We start from the raw sequence: 15,976 nt of genomic DNA, 5'->3' as shown, positions 1-15,976 counted from the left end.
AGGCTACCTGAAAGCCGAAAGACCCCCTTATGCCGTCCCCCACTCCCGCCGCCGAACCCACCGTCCGCCTGTCCAAACGCATGGCCGAACTCGGCCTGTGCTCCCGCCGCGAAGCCGACAGCTACATCGAACAGGGCTGGGTAACAGTAAACGGCCAAACCGCCGTACTCGGCCAAAAAGTCGGCCTGCGCGACCGCATCGACCTCAACAAACAGGCCCACGAACAGCAAGCCGCCCGCGTCACCATTCTGCTCAACAAACCCGTGGGCTACGTCAGCGCGCAGGCCGAAAAAGGCTATGCCAGCGCCGCCGAACTGATCACCGCCGACAACCACTGGTCGGGCGACACCAGCCGCATCGCCTTCCAAGAAGCCCACCGCCGCGGCCTCGCCCCGGCCGGCCGGCTCGATATCGACTCTGTGGGCCTGTTGGTGCTTACCCAAGACGGCCGCATCGCCAAACAGCTGATCGGCGAGAACAGCGGCATCGAAAAAGAATACCTGGTGCGCGTGCGCGGCCGCCTGAGCGAAGACGGACTGCGCCTGCTCAACCACGGCCTCTCGCTCGACGGCGAAGCCCTGCGCCCGGCCAAAGTGAGCTGGCAAAACCAAGACCAACTGCGCTTTGTGCTCAAACAGGGCAAAAAACGCCAAATCCGCCGCATGTGCGAATTGGTCGGCCTGCGCGTGGTCGGCCTCAAACGCATCCGCATGGGCAAGGTCAAACTCGGCGCCCTGCCGCCCGGCCAATGGCGCTATCTGGCGCCGAACGAACGCTTTTAGCGGTCGGGTACTCAGCAATAACCGCCGCACCTGACTTATTCGGCTGTTCAGGTAGCCTGAAGCTTGGTTTTACCCATCCCAATTCAGGCTACCTGAAAACAGAAAAAAGCCCAGTCAGAGGCTACCTGAAAACAGCACAACCGCCCCGCCGTCAGCCAAAACAAAATGGCCGCGATATGCGGCCGTTTTTGCATCATGATCCCTATCCACAGTCAAACAATCTGGAAAGCCCTCCCGCTTCGTCGGCCAGCACCGTGCTCTGCCCGCCAAACAGCCTCTACCACTGCGGCAGCCAACGGGAAACCGTGTAAATCAGCAAACCCACCAGGCCGCCGACCAAGGTGCCGTTGATGCGGATAAACTGCAAATCGCGGCCCACGCTCAATTCCAGCTTGTCCGTCATCTGGCGGCTGTCCCAGCTTTTCACTTTTTCCGCCACAAACTGCGCCCCGCGGTGTTTGTAGCGTTCCACCGCATCGCGCACCAACAGGGCGATGCGGGCGTCGATGCGGCGCATAAACTGCGGATAGGCATCGGCCTGATGCTGCATATGGTGCAGCAGGCGCGTCAGCTGGGCCACGGTGAGCGAATCGGCGCGGCGCACGTCGCGCTCGCTCCAGCGGATCAGCCCCTGCCACAGCAGTGCGCACTGGCGGTAGAGCGCAGGCGAAGCGGCCAGCTGCTGTTTGCCGCTTTCCAAACGGCGGTGCCACTCCGGCGATTCGCTCAAACTCTGCATCAGCGCCACATATTGCTCCTCGAAGCCGGTACGCAGGGGGTGTTGCTCGTCGGCCAGCGCCGCGGCGGCATAGCTGTCGGCCCAATCCAATGCTTTCTGCGCCACCCAGCCATCTACTTGGCCGACCAAAGTGCCTTTGAGCTGCGCCTTCAAACGCGCCCAGGTATCGGGCTTGTCGCTCTCGATTTTCTGCGCCCACTCCAGCAGATTCGCTTCCAGCAGAGCGCGGGTTTCCGGCTGCCGCAGCCAGCGGCGCAGCTGGGCCAACCCCGCTGTCAACAGCACTTGGTGCAGCCCTTGGCTGCGCAACAGGCCCAGCATCTCGGCCGAGGCTTTGCCGATTTTGTCGCCGCTGTATTGTTCGGCCAACAGCTGGGTGGCAAAGCGCGCCACGTGCTCGGGCTTGGCGATGCGCAGCAGCACCGGCAGTTTGGCCGCCAGCGCCGGCAGCCAAACGCGCAGGCTTTCTTTCTGCGTAAACCACGCCAGCAGGCGGTCGGACGGATGCATGCGGTACACGCGCAGTGCAATCGGCCGGCCGAGCAGGAAGTTGTTTTCGATAAAACGCCCCAGCTCCTCGGCAATCCGCGTTTGGCTGCGCGGCAGGATGGCGGTGTGCGGTATTTTCAGGCCGAGCGGATGGCGGAACAGCGCAGTGACCGCAAACCAATCCGCCAGCGCACCCACCATGGCGGCCTCGGCAAAGGCTTTCAGGTAGCCCAAAGCGGGATAACGGCCCAGCAGCACGGAAGAAAGCACAAACAGCGCCGCCGCCAGCAACAGCAGGCCCAAGGCCCACGCGCGGGCGCGGCGCAGGCGGGCGCGGGCATCGGCTTCGCGGCTGTGTTCGGTTAGGATACGGCTCATGGCGTTGGCTTAAATGGGGGCAGGAAAACAGCGGGAGTGGTGCCAGGCGGCGGCCAGTCAGCCATCGGGCTACCTGAAAGCCGCCGTATCCGGCTGGCCGTGAGTACGGCTTGGGCATCAGACAGGCTGACCGCGGCGGCCGATACCGCCGGTGCGGCAGCAGCCGATTCAATCGGCCACTTTGCCGCTGCGCTCGGCTTTGCGCGCTTCGCGTTCGGCCTTTAGCTCGGCTTCGCGCTGGCGGGCCTTTTTCAGCCAGCCTTCCCATTGCTGCGGGGTTTCCAGCGTGATGCGGCCGATTTGGCCGTCGCGGAAATCGGTGAGGGTGATTTCGGCGGCTTTCTGATAATTGGTGCGGCCGCCGCCCAAGACGGCGCCGCGTTTTTTGGCAATCCAATCCAGCCAGGCAGTGTCGTCCCAATGGCTGGAAGGGTCTTTGTCGGCCTGATAGCGCGCCTGCAGGAGCGGCAGATAATGGCGGCGAAGATAGTCCAGCAGCTCCAGCGCCACTTCTTCTTCGTCCAGGGCATTGCGGCCGACCGCGCCGCCGGCGGCCAGATGGTAGCCGCCTTCGGGCACGATGATTTTCGGCCACAGCATGCCGGGGGTGTCGTAGAGCCAGAAATCGTCGGCCAGAAACAGGCGCTGCTCGGCCTTGGTGATGCCGGGCTCGTTGCCGGTTTTGGCCGATTTTTTGCCGAGCATGCCGTTGATGAGGGTGGACTTGCCCACGTTGGGAATGCCGCAAATCAATACCCGCAAAGGTTTTTCGATACCGCCGCGCTGGGGCAGCATGGCGCGGCAGGCCGCCGCCAGTTTCTGCGCCGCCTGCCGGTCGCCGGCATCGAGGGCGATGGCACGGGTGTCGCTTTGGCCGTTGTAGTGCGCCAGCCAGACGGCGGTGCGTTCGGGGTCGGCCAAGTCTTGTTTGTTGAGGATTTTCAGCTTGGGTTTGCCGCGCGAGAGCTGGGCCAACAGGGGGTTTTCGCTGGAGGCAGGCATGCGGGCATCCAGCATTTCTATCACCATGTCCACGCTTTTGAGCCGCTCGGCAATCGCCTTTTTGGCTTTGTGCATGTGTCCGGGAAACCATTGGATGGCCATAGCTGTCTTTCTGCAAAGGGTTTCAGGTAGCCTTTACACCCGGAGACACACGGCAACAGGCTACCTGAAAGATTATTCGGGGGTGTTGAGCTGGCGGTGGCGCACCAGCACGGGGTAATCGCGCAGACGTTCGGCCACGGCCTCGGCCACGAATACCGAGCGGTGCTGGCCGCCGGTACAGCCGATGCCCACCGTGACCACATGAATCCGCGTTTGGCGCGCCAGCTCGGGCAGCCAGCGGTTCAGGTAGCCGCTGATGTCGGCCACCATCTGCTGCACGATGCGGAATTGGGCGAAATAGGCGCGGATGGGTTCGTCCTGTCCGGTAAACGGGCGCAGGGCTTCGTCGTAATGCGGATTGGGCAGCGCGCGCACGTCGAACACGAAATCCAGATTCAGCGGCGCGCCGTATTTGAAGCCAAACGATTCCACCACCACCTGCACGCCGGCATGTTCCAAAGCCAGCCATTCCTGAATGCGGAATGCCAATTCTTCCCGGCTGGCTTCCTGATTGTCCAAGCGGTAGGCCATGTCGCGCCACGGTGCCATCATTTCGCGCTCGGCGGCGATGCTCTCGGCCAGGGTGAGGTTGCCGGCAGACAGCGGATGGTGGCGGCGCGATTTGGCGAAGCGGCGCATCAACACTTCGTTGGACGCTTCCAGAAACAGCATGCTCACCCGGTGGCCCTGATGGCGCAATTCGCCGATGTAGCTATGGATGTTCTCCGGCGAGCAGCCGACACGGATGTCCAGGCTGATGGCCAATTTATACACGCCGCTGTCGGCGGCATACTGCTCCACCAACTGCGGCAACAGGGCCGGCGGCAGATTATCGACACACAAAAAGCCGAGCTTTTCCAACAACGCCAAGGCGAGCGACTTGCCGGTACCGGACAAACCGCTAATCAGCACGATCCTCATGGCGGCGTTCATCCTCCTTCAGCATGGCGGTGTGGCGCTCCAAAAATTCTTTGGTGCTGTCCTTGCCGCGGGTTTGCAGGATGTAGTTGCGCACGGCGGCCTCTACCAATACCGAGAGGTTGCGGCCCACGGCCACCGGCAGGGTAACCGAGCGTACGGCAACGTTTAAGATGGTTTGCGTTTCGCTTTGAATGCTCAGCCGCTCCAAACCCTGCATATAGTGGTCGTCGGCCAGCACGAGATTGATGATGAGCTTAAGGGGTTTGGAAGGGCGCACGGCGGTTTCGCCGAAGATGGTGCGGATATTGAGCACGCCCAAACCGCGCACTTCCAGAAAATCGCGCAAGGTGGCCGGGCAGCGGCCTTCCAGCAATTCAGGCGCCGTACGGTGCAGCTCCACCGCATCGTCGGCCACCAAGCCGTGGCCGCGCGAGATCAGCTCCAGCGCCAATTCGCTTTTGCCCAAACCGGATTGGCCGGTAATCAGCACGCCGATTTCGAATACGTCGAGAAACACGCCGTGTTTCACGGTGGACACCGCCAGCGCCCGCTGCAGGTAAATCCGCAGCACGTCCATCAGAAACGGGCTTTCTATTTTGGAAGTGAGCAGCGGCACCTGATGGGTATGGCAGTAGTCGCGCAGCATATAAGGCACGGGCAGATCGTTGGCCACAATCACCAGCGCCATGGTGAGGTCAAAGAGCTCGTCGAAGCTGGCTTTGATGTCGCCGGCTTCCATTTTATTGAGGTATTCCACCTCCGATACGCCCAACACCTGCACCTGATTGGGGTGGATAAAATTTAAATGGCCGACCAGCGCCAAAACGGGCTTGTCGGCATCTACGCTGATGCGGTTGTCCGCACCGGCCGTTCCGGCCGCCCAAGCCAGCTGCAGCTTGGTTTGGTTGTCTTGGTAGAGCTTGCGGACGGAAATACTCGGCATGGTTTATTCTGATGTGAGGATTTGGCGGGCGGCTTCCGGCGTCTCGCAGGCCATCAGCTGCTCGCGCACCGCCTTCACGGAAAACTTGTCGGCCAGCGCGGCCAACACTTCCAAGTGGCTGCCGGCGCTGTTTTCCGGCACCAAGAGCACAAACACCAACGACACCGGCTTGCCGTCGGGCGCGTCAAACGCCAGCGGCTCTTTCAGACGCACAAAAGCGCCGGTGATCTGCTGCACCGCGGCATCACGGCCGTGCGGAATCGCCACCCCGTGCCCCAGCGCGGTGGTACCGAGCTTCTCGCGGGCAAACAGGCAGTCGAACACTTCCGCCCGCCCGAGGCCGGCTTCGTTTTCCAGCAGCAATCCCACCTGCTCGAACAGCCGCTTTTTACTGCCCACTTCCAAATCCAGCACAATGTGGCTCAGCGGCAGAATGGTTTCAATCAAACTCATGTCATTTGTCTAAAAGGTAAAACGGAGCGGATTGTACCCGCCATGCAGGGGAAGGACAATCATCCCGCCGCCGCCACCGCCGTCGCCCGATAGAAAAAATAAATAAACACATGAATCGTAAACACCTTATTCACTGCAGCGGCTACCTGAAAAGCCCGCCGCCGCCTTCTGCCCGCCCTGTTTTCAGGTAGCCTGCCGACAGGGCGGGTTTGCGCTTTTTTGCACGCCGCCTGCCGCTCAATTGCGGCTTTGCCGCTACAATGCGCAGCATCGTAATCGGCCGCCCAGCCATTATCGCCCACATTCTAAACACCCGCTCAGGCTACCTGAAAAGGATACCCTCATGCTGAAACGCTTCTTTGCCCTCCTGCTCTGCCTCACCCTCCTGCCCGCCTGGGCCTTCGACACCGCCCAGCTGACCGCCCAGCTGCAACAACCCGCCACCGTGCAGGGCAGCTTCACCCAACAGCGCTTCCTGCGCGCCCTCAGCCAGCCCATGCAGACCTCAGGCCGCTTCGCCCTGAGAAACCGCCACGGCCTCTATTGGCAGATCGACCAGCCTTTCGACCTGCGTCTGCGCGTGCGCCCGGACGGCATCGCCCAATGGAGCGGCGGCCAATGGCGCAGCACCCGCCAAAGCGGCCAGGCCGCCCAAGTCAAACTCTTTATGGCCGTGCTCGGCGGCGACATGCGCGAGCTGCAGCGCCAGTTCGACACCCGCCTTACCGGCCACGCCCGCCAATGGCGGCTGCAGCTGACGCCCAAAACCGCCGTCATGCGGCAGGTGTTCGACAGCATCACCGTGGAAGGCGGCCAACTGGTGCAACGCATTGAGCTGAACGAAAAACAGGGCGACCGCACCGTGATGCAGTTCCACCAACTGCAGGCCGGCCAAGCCCTCAGCGGCCCCGCCGCCCAAGCCTTGGCACCGTAACTTTTTTCGATAAAACATTTCCATAAAATATGCCGCCCTCCATGTCCACCCTCCGCCGCTATCTGTCGCACCGCCTGCACTGGCTTTCCGTCATGGCGCTGGCCGCCTTTTTGCTCAGCCAAACCCTCGGCGCCGTTTTTTGGCCGGCCGAATTATTCAGCCATTTCCTGCCCCACTACACCGCACTCTTTGCCGCCGCCGCGGCCTTCACCCAAGGCAGACGACGCCGGATTTGGCTGGGCACCACCCTCACCGCAGCCGTTTTAATGTGGCAACCTTTCTCTTCAGACGCCCCGCTGCCCGCCCCTGCCGCGCCCGCTTGGCGGATGGTGTGGTACAACGTCCGCCTCGACAATCCCGACCCCGCAACCGAAACCGCCGCCCTGTTGGCACAATCACCCGATGTCTTGGCACTGGCCGAAATCCAGGCCGACGACCCCCGTTGGGCCGAACTGCGCCGCCACCATCCCCACGGCTGTACCCACCAAGAACACAGCCCATTTGCTCTGGCCGTCTGGTCGCGCCACCCCTTGGCCGCCTGCGACATCCGGCAGCATCAGGAATTCGCCTATATCCGCGCCGAGCTGCCCGATGGTACGGCTGTTTACGCTTTACACCCGCCGCCTCCGATCAACAGCCTGCTGGCCGCCGCGCGCAGCGCCTATCTGGCGCACACCGCCGCCGAAATCAGCCGCGAACCAGGCAAAGTCGTCGTGGTGGGCGACTTCAACAGCAGCCCGTTTTCCCCGCTGTTCCGCCGTTTTACGAGGCACACCGGCACACCCCCCTACACCCCGATGATGCAGCCCACTTGGCGCCCGCTGTTCATCAACATCGACCACGCGCTCGCCAACTTCCCCCTGCACACCGCCGCCCTGCCTTGGCAGCATTCCGACCACCGGGCGCTGCTCTTGTCTTGGCCGCGGCCTTGACGGCGAGCAGACTGCAGCAGCGTACCTACAGAAAAACCGACACCGTGCCGGCCTCGGCGGCAACCGTGTCGGTTTTTCTGTAGGTACGCTGCTGCCGCTTTTTGCCACCGGTCTTTGAGGCCGCCTGAAAGCCGTCAGGCGCAGGCCGCCTCGCCGATGCGCACCACTTTGTTGTGAAAGGCGTTCAGGCTGCTGCGGTGACCGATGCTCACAATCATGCTGCCGGCCAATTCCGTGCGGATCAACCGGTAAAGGGCGGCTTCGGTTTCTTCGTCCAAAGCCGAAGTGGCTTCGTCCAGCAGCACCAGTTGCGGCCTGCCCAATACGATGCGCACAAAGGCCGCCCGCTGCAATTCGCCGGGCGAGAGCTTGTGCTGCCAGTCGTCTTCGCGATCCAAACAGCTTTTCAGGTAGCCTAAGCGGCAGCCGTCCATCGCCCGGTACAGGGCGGCATCATCCGGCCGCAAATCGGGATAACACAGCGCCTGCCGCAATGTGCCTTGCGGCATATAGGGGTGCTGCGGCACAAACAGCGTCTGGCCGTGCGCCGGGCTACGGATGCGGCCGCTGCTGCCGAAGGGCCACAAACCGGCCAGCGCCCGCAGCAGGGAGGTTTTACCGCAGCCGGAAGGCCCTTGGATCAGCAGTGCATCGCCGTCGGCTACCTGAAAACCGATGTTGGCCAGTAAAATGCCGCCGTCGCTGCGGTACAGCGTCAACCCTTCGGCCGACAATACGCCGCGGGCGGTTTCGGTTTGGGGCAAGCGCACAGGGGCCGAATGGGCAGTGTGGCTCAAAAAGCCGGCTAAACGCTCCACCCGCGCTTGGTAGGCGGTAAAAGCTTCGTAGGTGTTGCGGAAAAACGAGAGGGCGCGTTGCAGGCGGTTGAACGCCTGCACGGTTTGGTGCATATCGCCGATTTTCACTTCGCCAGCAAAAAAGCGCGGCGCCTGCAGCATCAGCGGCAGCAGGTTGGAAATTTGGGTGATGCCGGTATTGAAACCGTTCAGGCCCAGACTGCGGTAGACAATCCGCCAGCGGTTGCGAATGATGCGGGCAAAATGGCGGCGCAGATTGTCCCGTTCGGCCGCCTCGCCGCCGTAAAAGGCGATGCTCTCGGCATGGGCGCGCACGCGGACCAAGGCATAGCGGTAATCGCCGTTCAAGCGCTCGTTTTGAAAGTTCAGGCCCACCAGCGGCCGGCCGATCCACACCGACGCCAGCGTGGCGCCCAAAATAAACAGGTAGATAAACATCACCATCCCACGCGGAATGTCCACCCCCAACAGCGTAAACACGCCCGAGAGCCCCCACAGAATCACGGTGAATTCCACCACCGACACCACCGCATTGATGAGGCCGCGTACCATCTCCACTGTAGTTACGATAAAATCCTGCGCATCCTGCTGGATGCGCTGGTCGATGTTGTCGGGCGCATGGCGCCGCATGTGCAGGCGGTAATAGTTTTTGTGCGCCAGCCAATTGTCGATCAGCACCCGGTTGAGTCGCTCCAGCCATCGGATCACAAACACCTGCTCCAAAAAATCGTTGAGTACGGTGTGCAGGATTTTCACCGCCATCAACGCCGCATTGATGAGGGCGAAAAACCAAAACGCCTCCACCGCCTTATCTTGCAGCGAACTGTACAGACCGTTGTAAAAAAAGGTGTTCAGCACGCTGATGCGCACTTCCACCAACACCATCAGCAAGAGCAGCAGCAACAGCGCCGCCGTTTTGGCCGCGGCCGATCTCTGCAGGCAGGGGCGCACGATACGGACAAACTGCCTGCCGAAGCCGGTGCGGCCGAGCAGCAGGGCCGCCAGCAGACAAAACAGCAGCACGCCGGCAAAGCTTTCCAGCAGCCACCATGGTGTACTTTCCAGCTCGATTTTCCATTTTTCCTGATTCATTTTTCCACCCGTGCGGGCAAATGGCGGTCTGCCTATAGCGGCAGGCAAAACCGTAAAAGGCTACCTGAAAGCCCGCACGGTCATGCCGGCGGCTTTCAGGTAGCCCTGATCTTGATTGAACTTAAAACTCCAGTTTGGCAGACAGGCTGATTTCACGCGGATTACCGATGGCAATCATGGGGAAATGCGCCGAGGAACCGACGGTAGAGGTGTAGTACAGTCGGTTGGTCAGATTTTTGCCGTTGAGGCGCAGGTTCAACCGGCTGCCACCCAATTGGGTATCGTAAGAAAGGAAAGCGTCTGCGGTAGCTGCCGACGGAATTTTCCACAAACCGCCCTGCGTATTGCCAATGTACCAGCTACCGTTAAACTTGCCGCCCAAACCACCGCGCAGATTGCCACCGGCCAAGCGGCCGAAATCGTAAGTGAGATACAGGCCGAACTGGTTGCGCGGGGTATTGTTCAACGGCAAGCCCTCCACACCAGGCTCCGCTTCCAATGCCCGGGTATGCGTGTAGGCGTAATTGGCGTTTACCCCAAGGCGGTCGGTAATCTGGCCGCCGATTTCGGCTTCCAAACCGTAGGAACGGGCTTTGCCCGCGAAACGGACTTCGGTTTCTCCGCCCACAGTGGTGGTATAACGCACGTTTTCTTTCAGAATATGGAAAGCCGCCACAGCTGCCGACAAACCGTCTCCCGCATATTTGGCGCCCACCTCAAACGCGCGGCCGCGCTCAGGTTTTGCATCTCCAGGAATTTCGGAGCCTATCGACACTTGCGGACGGAAAGAAGTTGCATAGCTGGCATAAGTCGACCATTGCGGGCTGATGCGGTATACCGCGCCGATTTGCGGCGACAGATTCCAACCGTGGTTGTCGGTATTGGCTTTAAACACGCCGGCACGGTTGGCACGGCCGGCATACTGGTCGTAATAATCCAAACGCAGGCCGCCCGATACAATCCATTTCTCTCCGAAATAAGCCGCATCATTTACATACAGTGAAGCTGTTTTCAATTCCTCGGTTTGACGGGTGTTGTTGCCCTGCCCGTCTATGGTGTTCACGCCCGGCTGCGGTGTGATGCTGCCGTATACCGGATCATACATATTGATGGGGCGGTTGTTGCCTGCAGCATTACCTTGGTAAATCTGCCCCAGCAAACGGTCGTTGTGCATAGCTTCGATGCCGAAAGACAACTTATGGCGCACACTGCCCCACTGCACATTGCCGTTCAAGCCCAAAGAAAGATTGTGCACGCGCAAACGGGCGTCCTGCGTGCCATCGATACGGCGCAATACACGCCCAGTTACGGTATTGATACCGGCAGCGGTATTGGCAATGCGAGCCTTCCAATCATCATAAGTATGGTAGGTCAAACCGTAGTTGAAACGCATTTTCCAGTTGTCGTTGAAATAATGGTCAGCGGTAAACTGAAACAGATGATTTTTGCCCTGCTGCTCGCTGAAAGGTTCGTCTAAACGGCGCTCGGCCGGGATATTCAGCGGCTTGCCATAGTTGGCACTGCCGGGCGTGCTGTCAATAAACGTGCCGCGATCAAACGGAACGGTGTAATCCAGATATTCGTAAGAAGCGCTTAAGGTGGTGCCGTCGCCCACCCATTTCAGCGAAGGTGCCAGCGTGGTTTGCCTTTTTTCGCCGAAATTGCGCCAATAATCACTTTGGCGGTAGTCAGCAATCAGGCGGTAAGCCAAACCGGTGTCCCCGATGGGACCGGTTACATCCAAACCGAATTGGCGGCTGGTGTGGTTGCCAATCTCAGTGCTGAATGCATACGCAGGTTTGAACTGCGGCTGTTTGGTCACCACATTCACCACCCCGCCCGGATCCTGCACTCCGTACAAAACGGAAGCCGGCCCTTTCAACACCTCCACCCGCTCTGCAGTAGGTGAAAACAGATGGGTTTGCGACATCTGCATACCGTTGCGCAAAATCGAATTATCACGGTTGTCGCCAAAGCCGCGCTTCACTACCGCGTCCAGCGTACCCGCCAGCGTATTGGCCTGCCGCACACCGCTGACAGTTTGCAACGCCTCGTCCAAAGAGCCGGGGCGGCGGTCTTCCAATACCGCCGCCGTTACCACGTTTACGCTGCGCGGAATGTCGCTTAAAGGAATATTGCCGCTGCCCACTACATCGGCGGCCACCGGCTGATAGCCGTTGGCATAGCGGTATTTGGCCGTAACTTCTATATTATCCAACTCAGTAGCGGCAGTTTCTGCCTCAGTGCTTTGCGCAAAAACAAAGCCCGGGCTACCGACGGCTGCCAAGGCGAACGCTAACAATTTAGCTTCAAAACGGATAGTGCGTGTCATATTTTAAAGGGTCCGAAAATAAATCAGTAAAACACCAAGCAATTTAAAAATAAAATTTATTATTAATCTTATTCAATTAAAAATTGTACGCAAAATTTTTCTTACCACCAAGCCGTTCTTACAGATAACCCTTCATAAAAAAACAGAACATTGTTTTTAAATGATAAATAAAATCATACAGCAACCGACCAGCCTTCCATTTGTGATCCGCTTCTGAAAAGAAAGCAAAGGCTACCTGAAAGCCCGCCTCCCGCTTTCAGGTAGCCCTCCGCCCTTGATTTTCCCCTGCCCGCCGCCATTTGCCGATTCATTGTCAGCCCAAAGGATTCCCCCATGAGCAGCACCGCCATGATGACCCCGCAAGAAATCGTTCACGAACTCGACAAACACATTATCGGCCAAAACCAAGCCAAAAAAGCCGTGGCCGTGGCCCTGCGCAACCGCTACCGCCGCTCCCAAGTGGCCGAGCCGCTGCGCAGCGAAATCGTGCCGAAAAACATTCTGATGATCGGCCCCACCGGCGTGGGCAAAACCGAGATTGCCCGCCGCCTCGCCCGCTTGGCCAACGCACCGTTTATCAAAATCGAAGCCACCAAATTCACCGAAGTGGGCTATGTGGGCCGCGACGTGGACAGCATCGTGCGCGACCTGATGGAAATCGCCCTCAAAAACCTGCGCGAACAGGCGGTGCAGAAAAACCGCGACCGCGCGCAAGACGCCGCCGAGAACCGCGTTCTCGACGCTCTGCTGCCGCCGCCGCGCCAAACCGGTTTTGCCGGTGAAACCTCCGAGCCGCAGCCGGAAAGCAACACCCGCAAGAAATTCCGCGACATGCTGCGCCGCGGCGAATTGGACGACAAGGAAATCGACATCGACCTCGCCCACACCCCCGCCGGCGGCATGCAGGTGATGGGGCCGCCCGGCATGGAAGAATTCAGCAGCCAGCTGCAGGAAATGTTCAGCAAAATGCAGCAGGGCCGCACCAAAAAGCAGAAAATGAAAGTGGCCGCCGCCATGAAACTGCTCTTGGACGAAGAGGCGGCCAAGCTGGTGAACGAAGAAGATTTGCGCGAACAGGCCGTGCGCGCGGTAGAACAGCACGGCATCGTTTTCCTCGACGAAATCGACAAAATCGCCACCGACAGCAGCCGCCACGGCGGCGACGTGTCGCGCCAGGGCGTGCAGCGCGACCTGCTGCCGCTGGTGGAAGGCACCACCGTGCAAACCAAATACGGCATGGTGAAAACCGACCACATCCTGTTCATCGCCTCCGGTGCTTTCCACCTGAGCAAACCCAGCGACCTGATTCCCGAGCTGCAGGGCCGTTTCCCCATCCGCGTAGAGTTAGAAAGCCTCACCGTAGATGACTTCAAAGCCATCCTCACCCGCACCGACGCCTGCCTCACCAAGCAATACCAAGCGCTGCTGGCCACCGACGGCGTGGATTTGCTGTTTGCCGACGACGGCATTACCCGCTTGGCGGAAATCGCCTTCCACGTGAACGAAAAAACCGAAAACATTGGCGCCCGCCGCCTGCACACGGTGTTGGAAAAACTGCTGGAAGACGTGTCGTTCCAAACCCCGGCCGGCCAAACCTTAGTGGACACCGCTTATGTAAACGAACGTCTGGAAGAAGTGGCCGAACAGGAAGACTTGGCCCGCTACGTGCTGTAATGCAATAGGTACTGCCACACGATACCGGCAAAAAAGCCTCCCGCTGCAACACAGCGGGAGGCTTTTTTGCTGACCGGCCGATTGGGCGTTCTCGCTGCGGCCGTATCGCCAGCAAACCGTGACGGTACGCCCCGGGCCACACTACTCTTTGACTTCGTGAAAATACCACTGCGACTGAGCCAAAGGGGCGGTTTCGCACGCTTGCATAGACAGGGTGCGCCAGCGGTGCGTGGCGTCAAACGTGGCCGCCGAATCCGCTCCCGCCGTCAGGCACAATCCGGAACCGGCCAGCTCAATGCGCCCGTCATCGCGATAGCGGAAATGCTGCAAATATTGGCTTTCCAAAAACGGACTGCGCTCATCACACGCCCTGGGCATTACCGCCGCCCCGGCCAACACGCTTTGATTGACCCCGGCGGCAGTGGCACAAGCGTTGTAGGCAGGAAAGCGGATTTTCCCGTCTGCCTGCCACTCCACCGCTTCGTCCGCATACAGGCCTGGTTTGCAATTATGCACCGTCATCGGCATATCGAAACGGATGTATTCCCCCGATCCTAAAATATCCAGGCAATAGCCGTCCTCACGGTCGAGGTTGTCCGCCAGACGCAGCTGCCCCGCTTTGTTAAGCGGCGGCGGCGCAAACTGGGCAGCCGGTGCGCTGGCCGACTGTTGGGCACAGGCCACCAACGGCAAGGCAAGCGGTAATACGCACGACAGCAATACAGAACAAGATAAAACTTTCATGCCCTTCACCCATTTCGGTTTTGAAAAGTGCCGATTGTAACAGCTTTGATTTTAAGATGACGCCGATACCGCATCGGCATCTGATGTTTTCAGGTAGCCTGAGAACACATTCGGCGTCTCGTCATCATGAAATACCACTGCAACGCTTGCTGACGACACGGCCTAGGCTACCTGAAAAGCAAAAAGCCGCACCCATCGGCGCGGCTTTCCATTCTCATCAACGGTTTACACCAGCGGACGCACGTCCATGCCGAACATGGCGCGGGCGGTGTTCAGCATCTGGCAGCTGAAGCCCCATTCATTGTCGTACCAAGCCAGCACTTTCACCATATTGCCGTTGGAAACCTTGGTCAGCGTGCTGTCGAAGGTAGAGGCTTCGGTGCTGTGGTTGAAGTCGGAAGACACCAAAGGCAGGGTATTGTAGCCCAAGATGTTTTTCATCGCGCCTTCGCTGGCGGCTTTCACAATGGCGTTCACTTCTTCCACGCTGGTTTCGCGCGCGGCTTCAAAAGTGAGGTCCACCAGCGACACATTGATGGTGGGCACGCGCACGGCAAAACCGTCGAGCTTGCCTTTCAACTCGGGCAACACCAAGCCCACGGCTTTGGCGGCGCCGGTTTTGGTGGGGATCATATTGTCCACCGCACTGCGGGCGCGGCGCAGGTCTTTGTGGCGCACATCGGTGAGCACTTGGTCGTTGGTGAAGGCATGGATGGTGGTCATCAGGCCTTTGACCACGCCCAAGCCGTCGTGCAGCGCTTTGGCCACCGGCGCCAAGCAGTTGGTGGTGCAGGAAGCGTTGGAGACCACAGTCATGTCGGCAGTGAGCACATCGTGGTTGACGCCGTACACCACGGTAGCGTCCACATCGTCGCCGCCGGGCGCGGAAATCAGCACTTTTTTGGCGCCGGCATCCAAGTGGGCCTGGCATTTTTCTTTGCTGGTGAATGCGCCGGTGCATTCCATGACCAAATCCACACCCAAATCGCGCCACGGCAGTTCGGCCGGATTGCGGGTGGAGAAGAAGGGAATGCGGTCGCCGTTCACAATCAAATGGGTGTCGTCGTGGCGCACATCGGCGGCAAAGCGGCCGTGCACGGTGTCGAATTTGGTCAGGTGGGCATTGGTTTCCAGGCCGCCGCTGGCGTTCACCGCCACGATTTCGAATTGGTCGCGCAGATTGTATTCGTAAATGGCGCGCAAAACTTGGCGGCCGATGCGGCCGTAACCGTTGATGGCGATTTTCAGGCTCATGTATTTCACCTTTCTGATGGGAAAATTTGGGATGGGGAAGGAACAAATGCCGCATTATAGCGGCACTAAAGTAGAAATTACAGACAAACGCCGGCCACAGGCCGCCATCAGGCTACCTGAAACCCGGCTTGCACCACCGCAACAGCTCGCCGCAAACAAGAAAATTCCAATAAATAACAGACACCAAAAAAATTTCCCCGGCCCGCAGCTTGACTGCGCCGCCAATCGCCCTATAATGGCGTCCTTTCGTGAGTACGGCCACGCCGGAAAACACCCGATGCGGGAATAGCTCAGTTGGTAGAGCGCAACCTTGCCAAGGTTGAGGTCGCGAGTTCGAGACTCGTTTCCCGCTCCAGTTTATCGTTTTGTCTGCTTCAGTTTCCGGTA

14 protein-coding genes and 1 tRNA gene are annotated in these 15,976 nt (G+C 59.6%); 5 read left to right on the top strand and 10 right to left on the bottom strand.

Features of this window, described 5'->3' with window-relative positions:
- The first annotated feature begins 29 nt into the window (after nt 1–29).
- The gene (locus H3L94_RS03185; protein ID WP_182122627.1) at nt 30–782 is read left to right on the top strand and encodes a pseudouridine synthase; all 753 of its coding nucleotides are present in this window, start codon (nt 30–32) and stop codon (nt 780–782) included.
- 277 nt (nt 783–1,059) lie between these two features.
- Here the strand turns inward: H3L94_RS03185 and H3L94_RS03180 are convergent, their stop codons facing one another.
- From H3L94_RS03180 to H3L94_RS03155, 6 genes are all read right to left on the bottom strand, one after another.
- Nucleotides 1,060–2,388 carry a DUF445 domain-containing protein gene (locus H3L94_RS03180; RefSeq protein ID WP_182122626.1) on the bottom strand — a complete coding sequence of 443 codons (1,329 nt, stop codon included), beginning with the start codon at nt 2,386–2,388 and terminating at the stop codon, nt 1,060–1,062.
- A 168-nt stretch (nt 2,389–2,556) separates the two neighbouring features.
- Nucleotides 2,557–3,492, bottom strand: a complete 936-nt coding sequence (gene ylqF, locus H3L94_RS03175; protein ID WP_182122625.1) for a ribosome biogenesis GTPase YlqF — start codon at nt 3,490–3,492, stop codon at nt 2,557–2,559.
- A 72-nt stretch (nt 3,493–3,564) separates the two neighbouring features.
- A complete protein-coding gene (gene rapZ, locus H3L94_RS03170) occupies nt 3,565–4,413 on the bottom strand; it encodes an RNase adapter RapZ (protein WP_182122624.1) in 849 nt (282 codons plus the stop codon).
- Complete coding sequence (gene hprK / locus H3L94_RS03165) at nt 4,394–5,356, bottom strand: HPr(Ser) kinase/phosphatase (RefSeq protein WP_009118591.1); 963 nt, start codon at nt 5,354–5,356, stop codon at nt 4,394–4,396. Before hprK ends, rapZ begins: the two co-directional genes overlap by 20 nt.
- 3 nt (nt 5,357–5,359) lie before the next feature.
- The gene (gene ptsN, locus H3L94_RS03160; protein ID WP_009118590.1) at nt 5,360–5,809 is read right to left on the bottom strand and encodes a PTS IIA-like nitrogen regulatory protein PtsN; all 450 of its coding nucleotides are present in this window, start codon (nt 5,807–5,809) and stop codon (nt 5,360–5,362) included.
- A gap of 59 nt (nt 5,810–5,868) precedes the next feature.
- Complete coding sequence (locus H3L94_RS03155; protein ID WP_182122623.1) at nt 5,869–6,111, bottom strand: hypothetical protein; 243 nt, start codon at nt 6,109–6,111, stop codon at nt 5,869–5,871.
- A 41-nt stretch (nt 6,112–6,152) separates the two neighbouring features.
- Here H3L94_RS03155 and H3L94_RS03150 point away from each other — a divergent pair, with 41 nt between their 5' ends.
- Nucleotides 6,153–6,743, top strand: coding sequence for an outer membrane lipoprotein carrier protein LolA (locus tag H3L94_RS03150; RefSeq protein ID WP_182122622.1), 591 nt, complete (start codon nt 6,153–6,155; stop codon nt 6,741–6,743).
- Between the two features lie 41 nt (nt 6,744–6,784).
- On the top strand, nt 6,785–7,675 hold the full coding sequence (locus H3L94_RS03145; RefSeq protein WP_244958825.1) for an endonuclease/exonuclease/phosphatase family protein: 891 nt from the start codon (nt 6,785–6,787) through the stop codon (nt 7,673–7,675).
- A 134-nt stretch (nt 7,676–7,809) separates the two neighbouring features.
- Here the strand turns inward: H3L94_RS03145 and H3L94_RS03140 are convergent, their stop codons facing one another.
- Together H3L94_RS03140 and H3L94_RS03135 are read right to left on the bottom strand one after the other, a co-directional pair.
- On the bottom strand, nt 7,810–9,585 hold the full coding sequence (locus H3L94_RS03140; RefSeq protein ID WP_182122620.1) for an ABC transporter ATP-binding protein/permease: 1,776 nt from the start codon (nt 9,583–9,585) through the stop codon (nt 7,810–7,812).
- 121 nt (nt 9,586–9,706) lie between these two features.
- The gene (locus tag H3L94_RS03135) at nt 9,707–11,803 is read right to left on the bottom strand and encodes a TonB-dependent siderophore receptor (protein WP_244958824.1); all 2,097 of its coding nucleotides are present in this window, start codon (nt 11,801–11,803) and stop codon (nt 9,707–9,709) included.
- Nucleotides 11,804–12,250: 447 nt separating this feature from the next.
- Between H3L94_RS03135 and hslU the strand changes: the two genes are divergently transcribed.
- On the top strand, nt 12,251–13,591 hold the full coding sequence (gene hslU / locus H3L94_RS03130; protein ID WP_425325925.1) for an ATP-dependent protease ATPase subunit HslU: 1,341 nt from the start codon (nt 12,251–12,253) through the stop codon (nt 13,589–13,591).
- 141 nt (nt 13,592–13,732) lie between these two features.
- Here the strand turns inward: hslU and H3L94_RS03125 are convergent, their stop codons facing one another.
- On the bottom strand, nt 13,733–14,335 hold the full coding sequence (locus H3L94_RS03125; RefSeq protein ID WP_182122618.1) for an RICIN domain-containing protein: 603 nt from the start codon (nt 14,333–14,335) through the stop codon (nt 13,733–13,735).
- Nucleotides 14,336–14,560: 225 nt separating this feature from the next.
- Complete coding sequence (gene gap / locus H3L94_RS03120; protein WP_182122617.1) at nt 14,561–15,589, bottom strand: type I glyceraldehyde-3-phosphate dehydrogenase; 1,029 nt, start codon at nt 15,587–15,589, stop codon at nt 14,561–14,563.
- 279 nt (nt 15,590–15,868) lie between these two features.
- On the opposite strand from gap, the gene H3L94_RS03115 reads away from it, so the two are divergent.
- Nucleotides 15,869–15,944 (top strand) — tRNA-Gly (locus tag H3L94_RS03115).
- Nucleotides 15,945–15,976 lie beyond the last annotated feature (32 nt).

The sequence above is a fragment of the Neisseria shayeganii genome (assembly GCF_014054965.1).
Taxonomy (GTDB): Bacteria; Pseudomonadota; Gammaproteobacteria; order Burkholderiales; family Neisseriaceae; genus Eikenella; species Eikenella shayeganii.
The sequence above is the reverse complement of the archived record's forward strand: the minus strand, read 5'-3'. Positions and strand labels throughout refer to the sequence as shown.

Excerpts from the sequence above, each read along its gene's own strand:
- gap (WP_182122617.1), bottom strand. The coding sequence starts at position 15,589 with ATGAGCCTGAAAATCGCCATCAACGGTTACGGCCGCATCGGCCGCCAA.
- H3L94_RS03125 (WP_182122618.1), bottom strand. The coding sequence starts at position 14,335 with ATGAAAGTTTTATCTTGTTCTGTATTGCTGTCGTGCGTATTACCGCTT.
- ylqF (WP_182122625.1), bottom strand. The coding sequence starts at position 3,492 with ATGGCCATCCAATGGTTTCCCGGACACATGCACAAAGCCAAAAAGGCG.
- hprK (WP_009118591.1), bottom strand. The coding sequence starts at position 5,356 with ATGCCGAGTATTTCCGTCCGCAAGCTCTACCAAGACAACCAAACCAAG.
- H3L94_RS03145 (WP_244958825.1), top strand. The coding sequence starts at position 6,785 with ATGTCCACCCTCCGCCGCTATCTGTCGCACCGCCTGCACTGGCTTTCC.
- H3L94_RS03150 (WP_182122622.1), top strand. The coding sequence starts at position 6,153 with ATGCTGAAACGCTTCTTTGCCCTCCTGCTCTGCCTCACCCTCCTGCCC.
- H3L94_RS03185 (WP_182122627.1), top strand. The coding sequence starts at position 30 with ATGCCGTCCCCCACTCCCGCCGCCGAACCCACCGTCCGCCTGTCCAAA.
- rapZ (WP_182122624.1), bottom strand. The coding sequence starts at position 4,413 with ATGAGGATCGTGCTGATTAGCGGTTTGTCCGGTACCGGCAAGTCGCTC.
- hslU (WP_425325925.1), top strand. The coding sequence starts at position 12,251 with ATGAGCAGCACCGCCATGATGACCCCGCAAGAAATCGTTCACGAACTC.
- H3L94_RS03180 (WP_182122626.1), bottom strand. The coding sequence starts at position 2,388 with ATGAGCCGTATCCTAACCGAACACAGCCGCGAAGCCGATGCCCGCGCC.
- H3L94_RS03140 (WP_182122620.1), bottom strand. The coding sequence starts at position 9,585 with ATGAATCAGGAAAAATGGAAAATCGAGCTGGAAAGTACACCATGGTGG.
- ptsN (WP_009118590.1), bottom strand. The coding sequence starts at position 5,809 with ATGAGTTTGATTGAAACCATTCTGCCGCTGAGCCACATTGTGCTGGAT.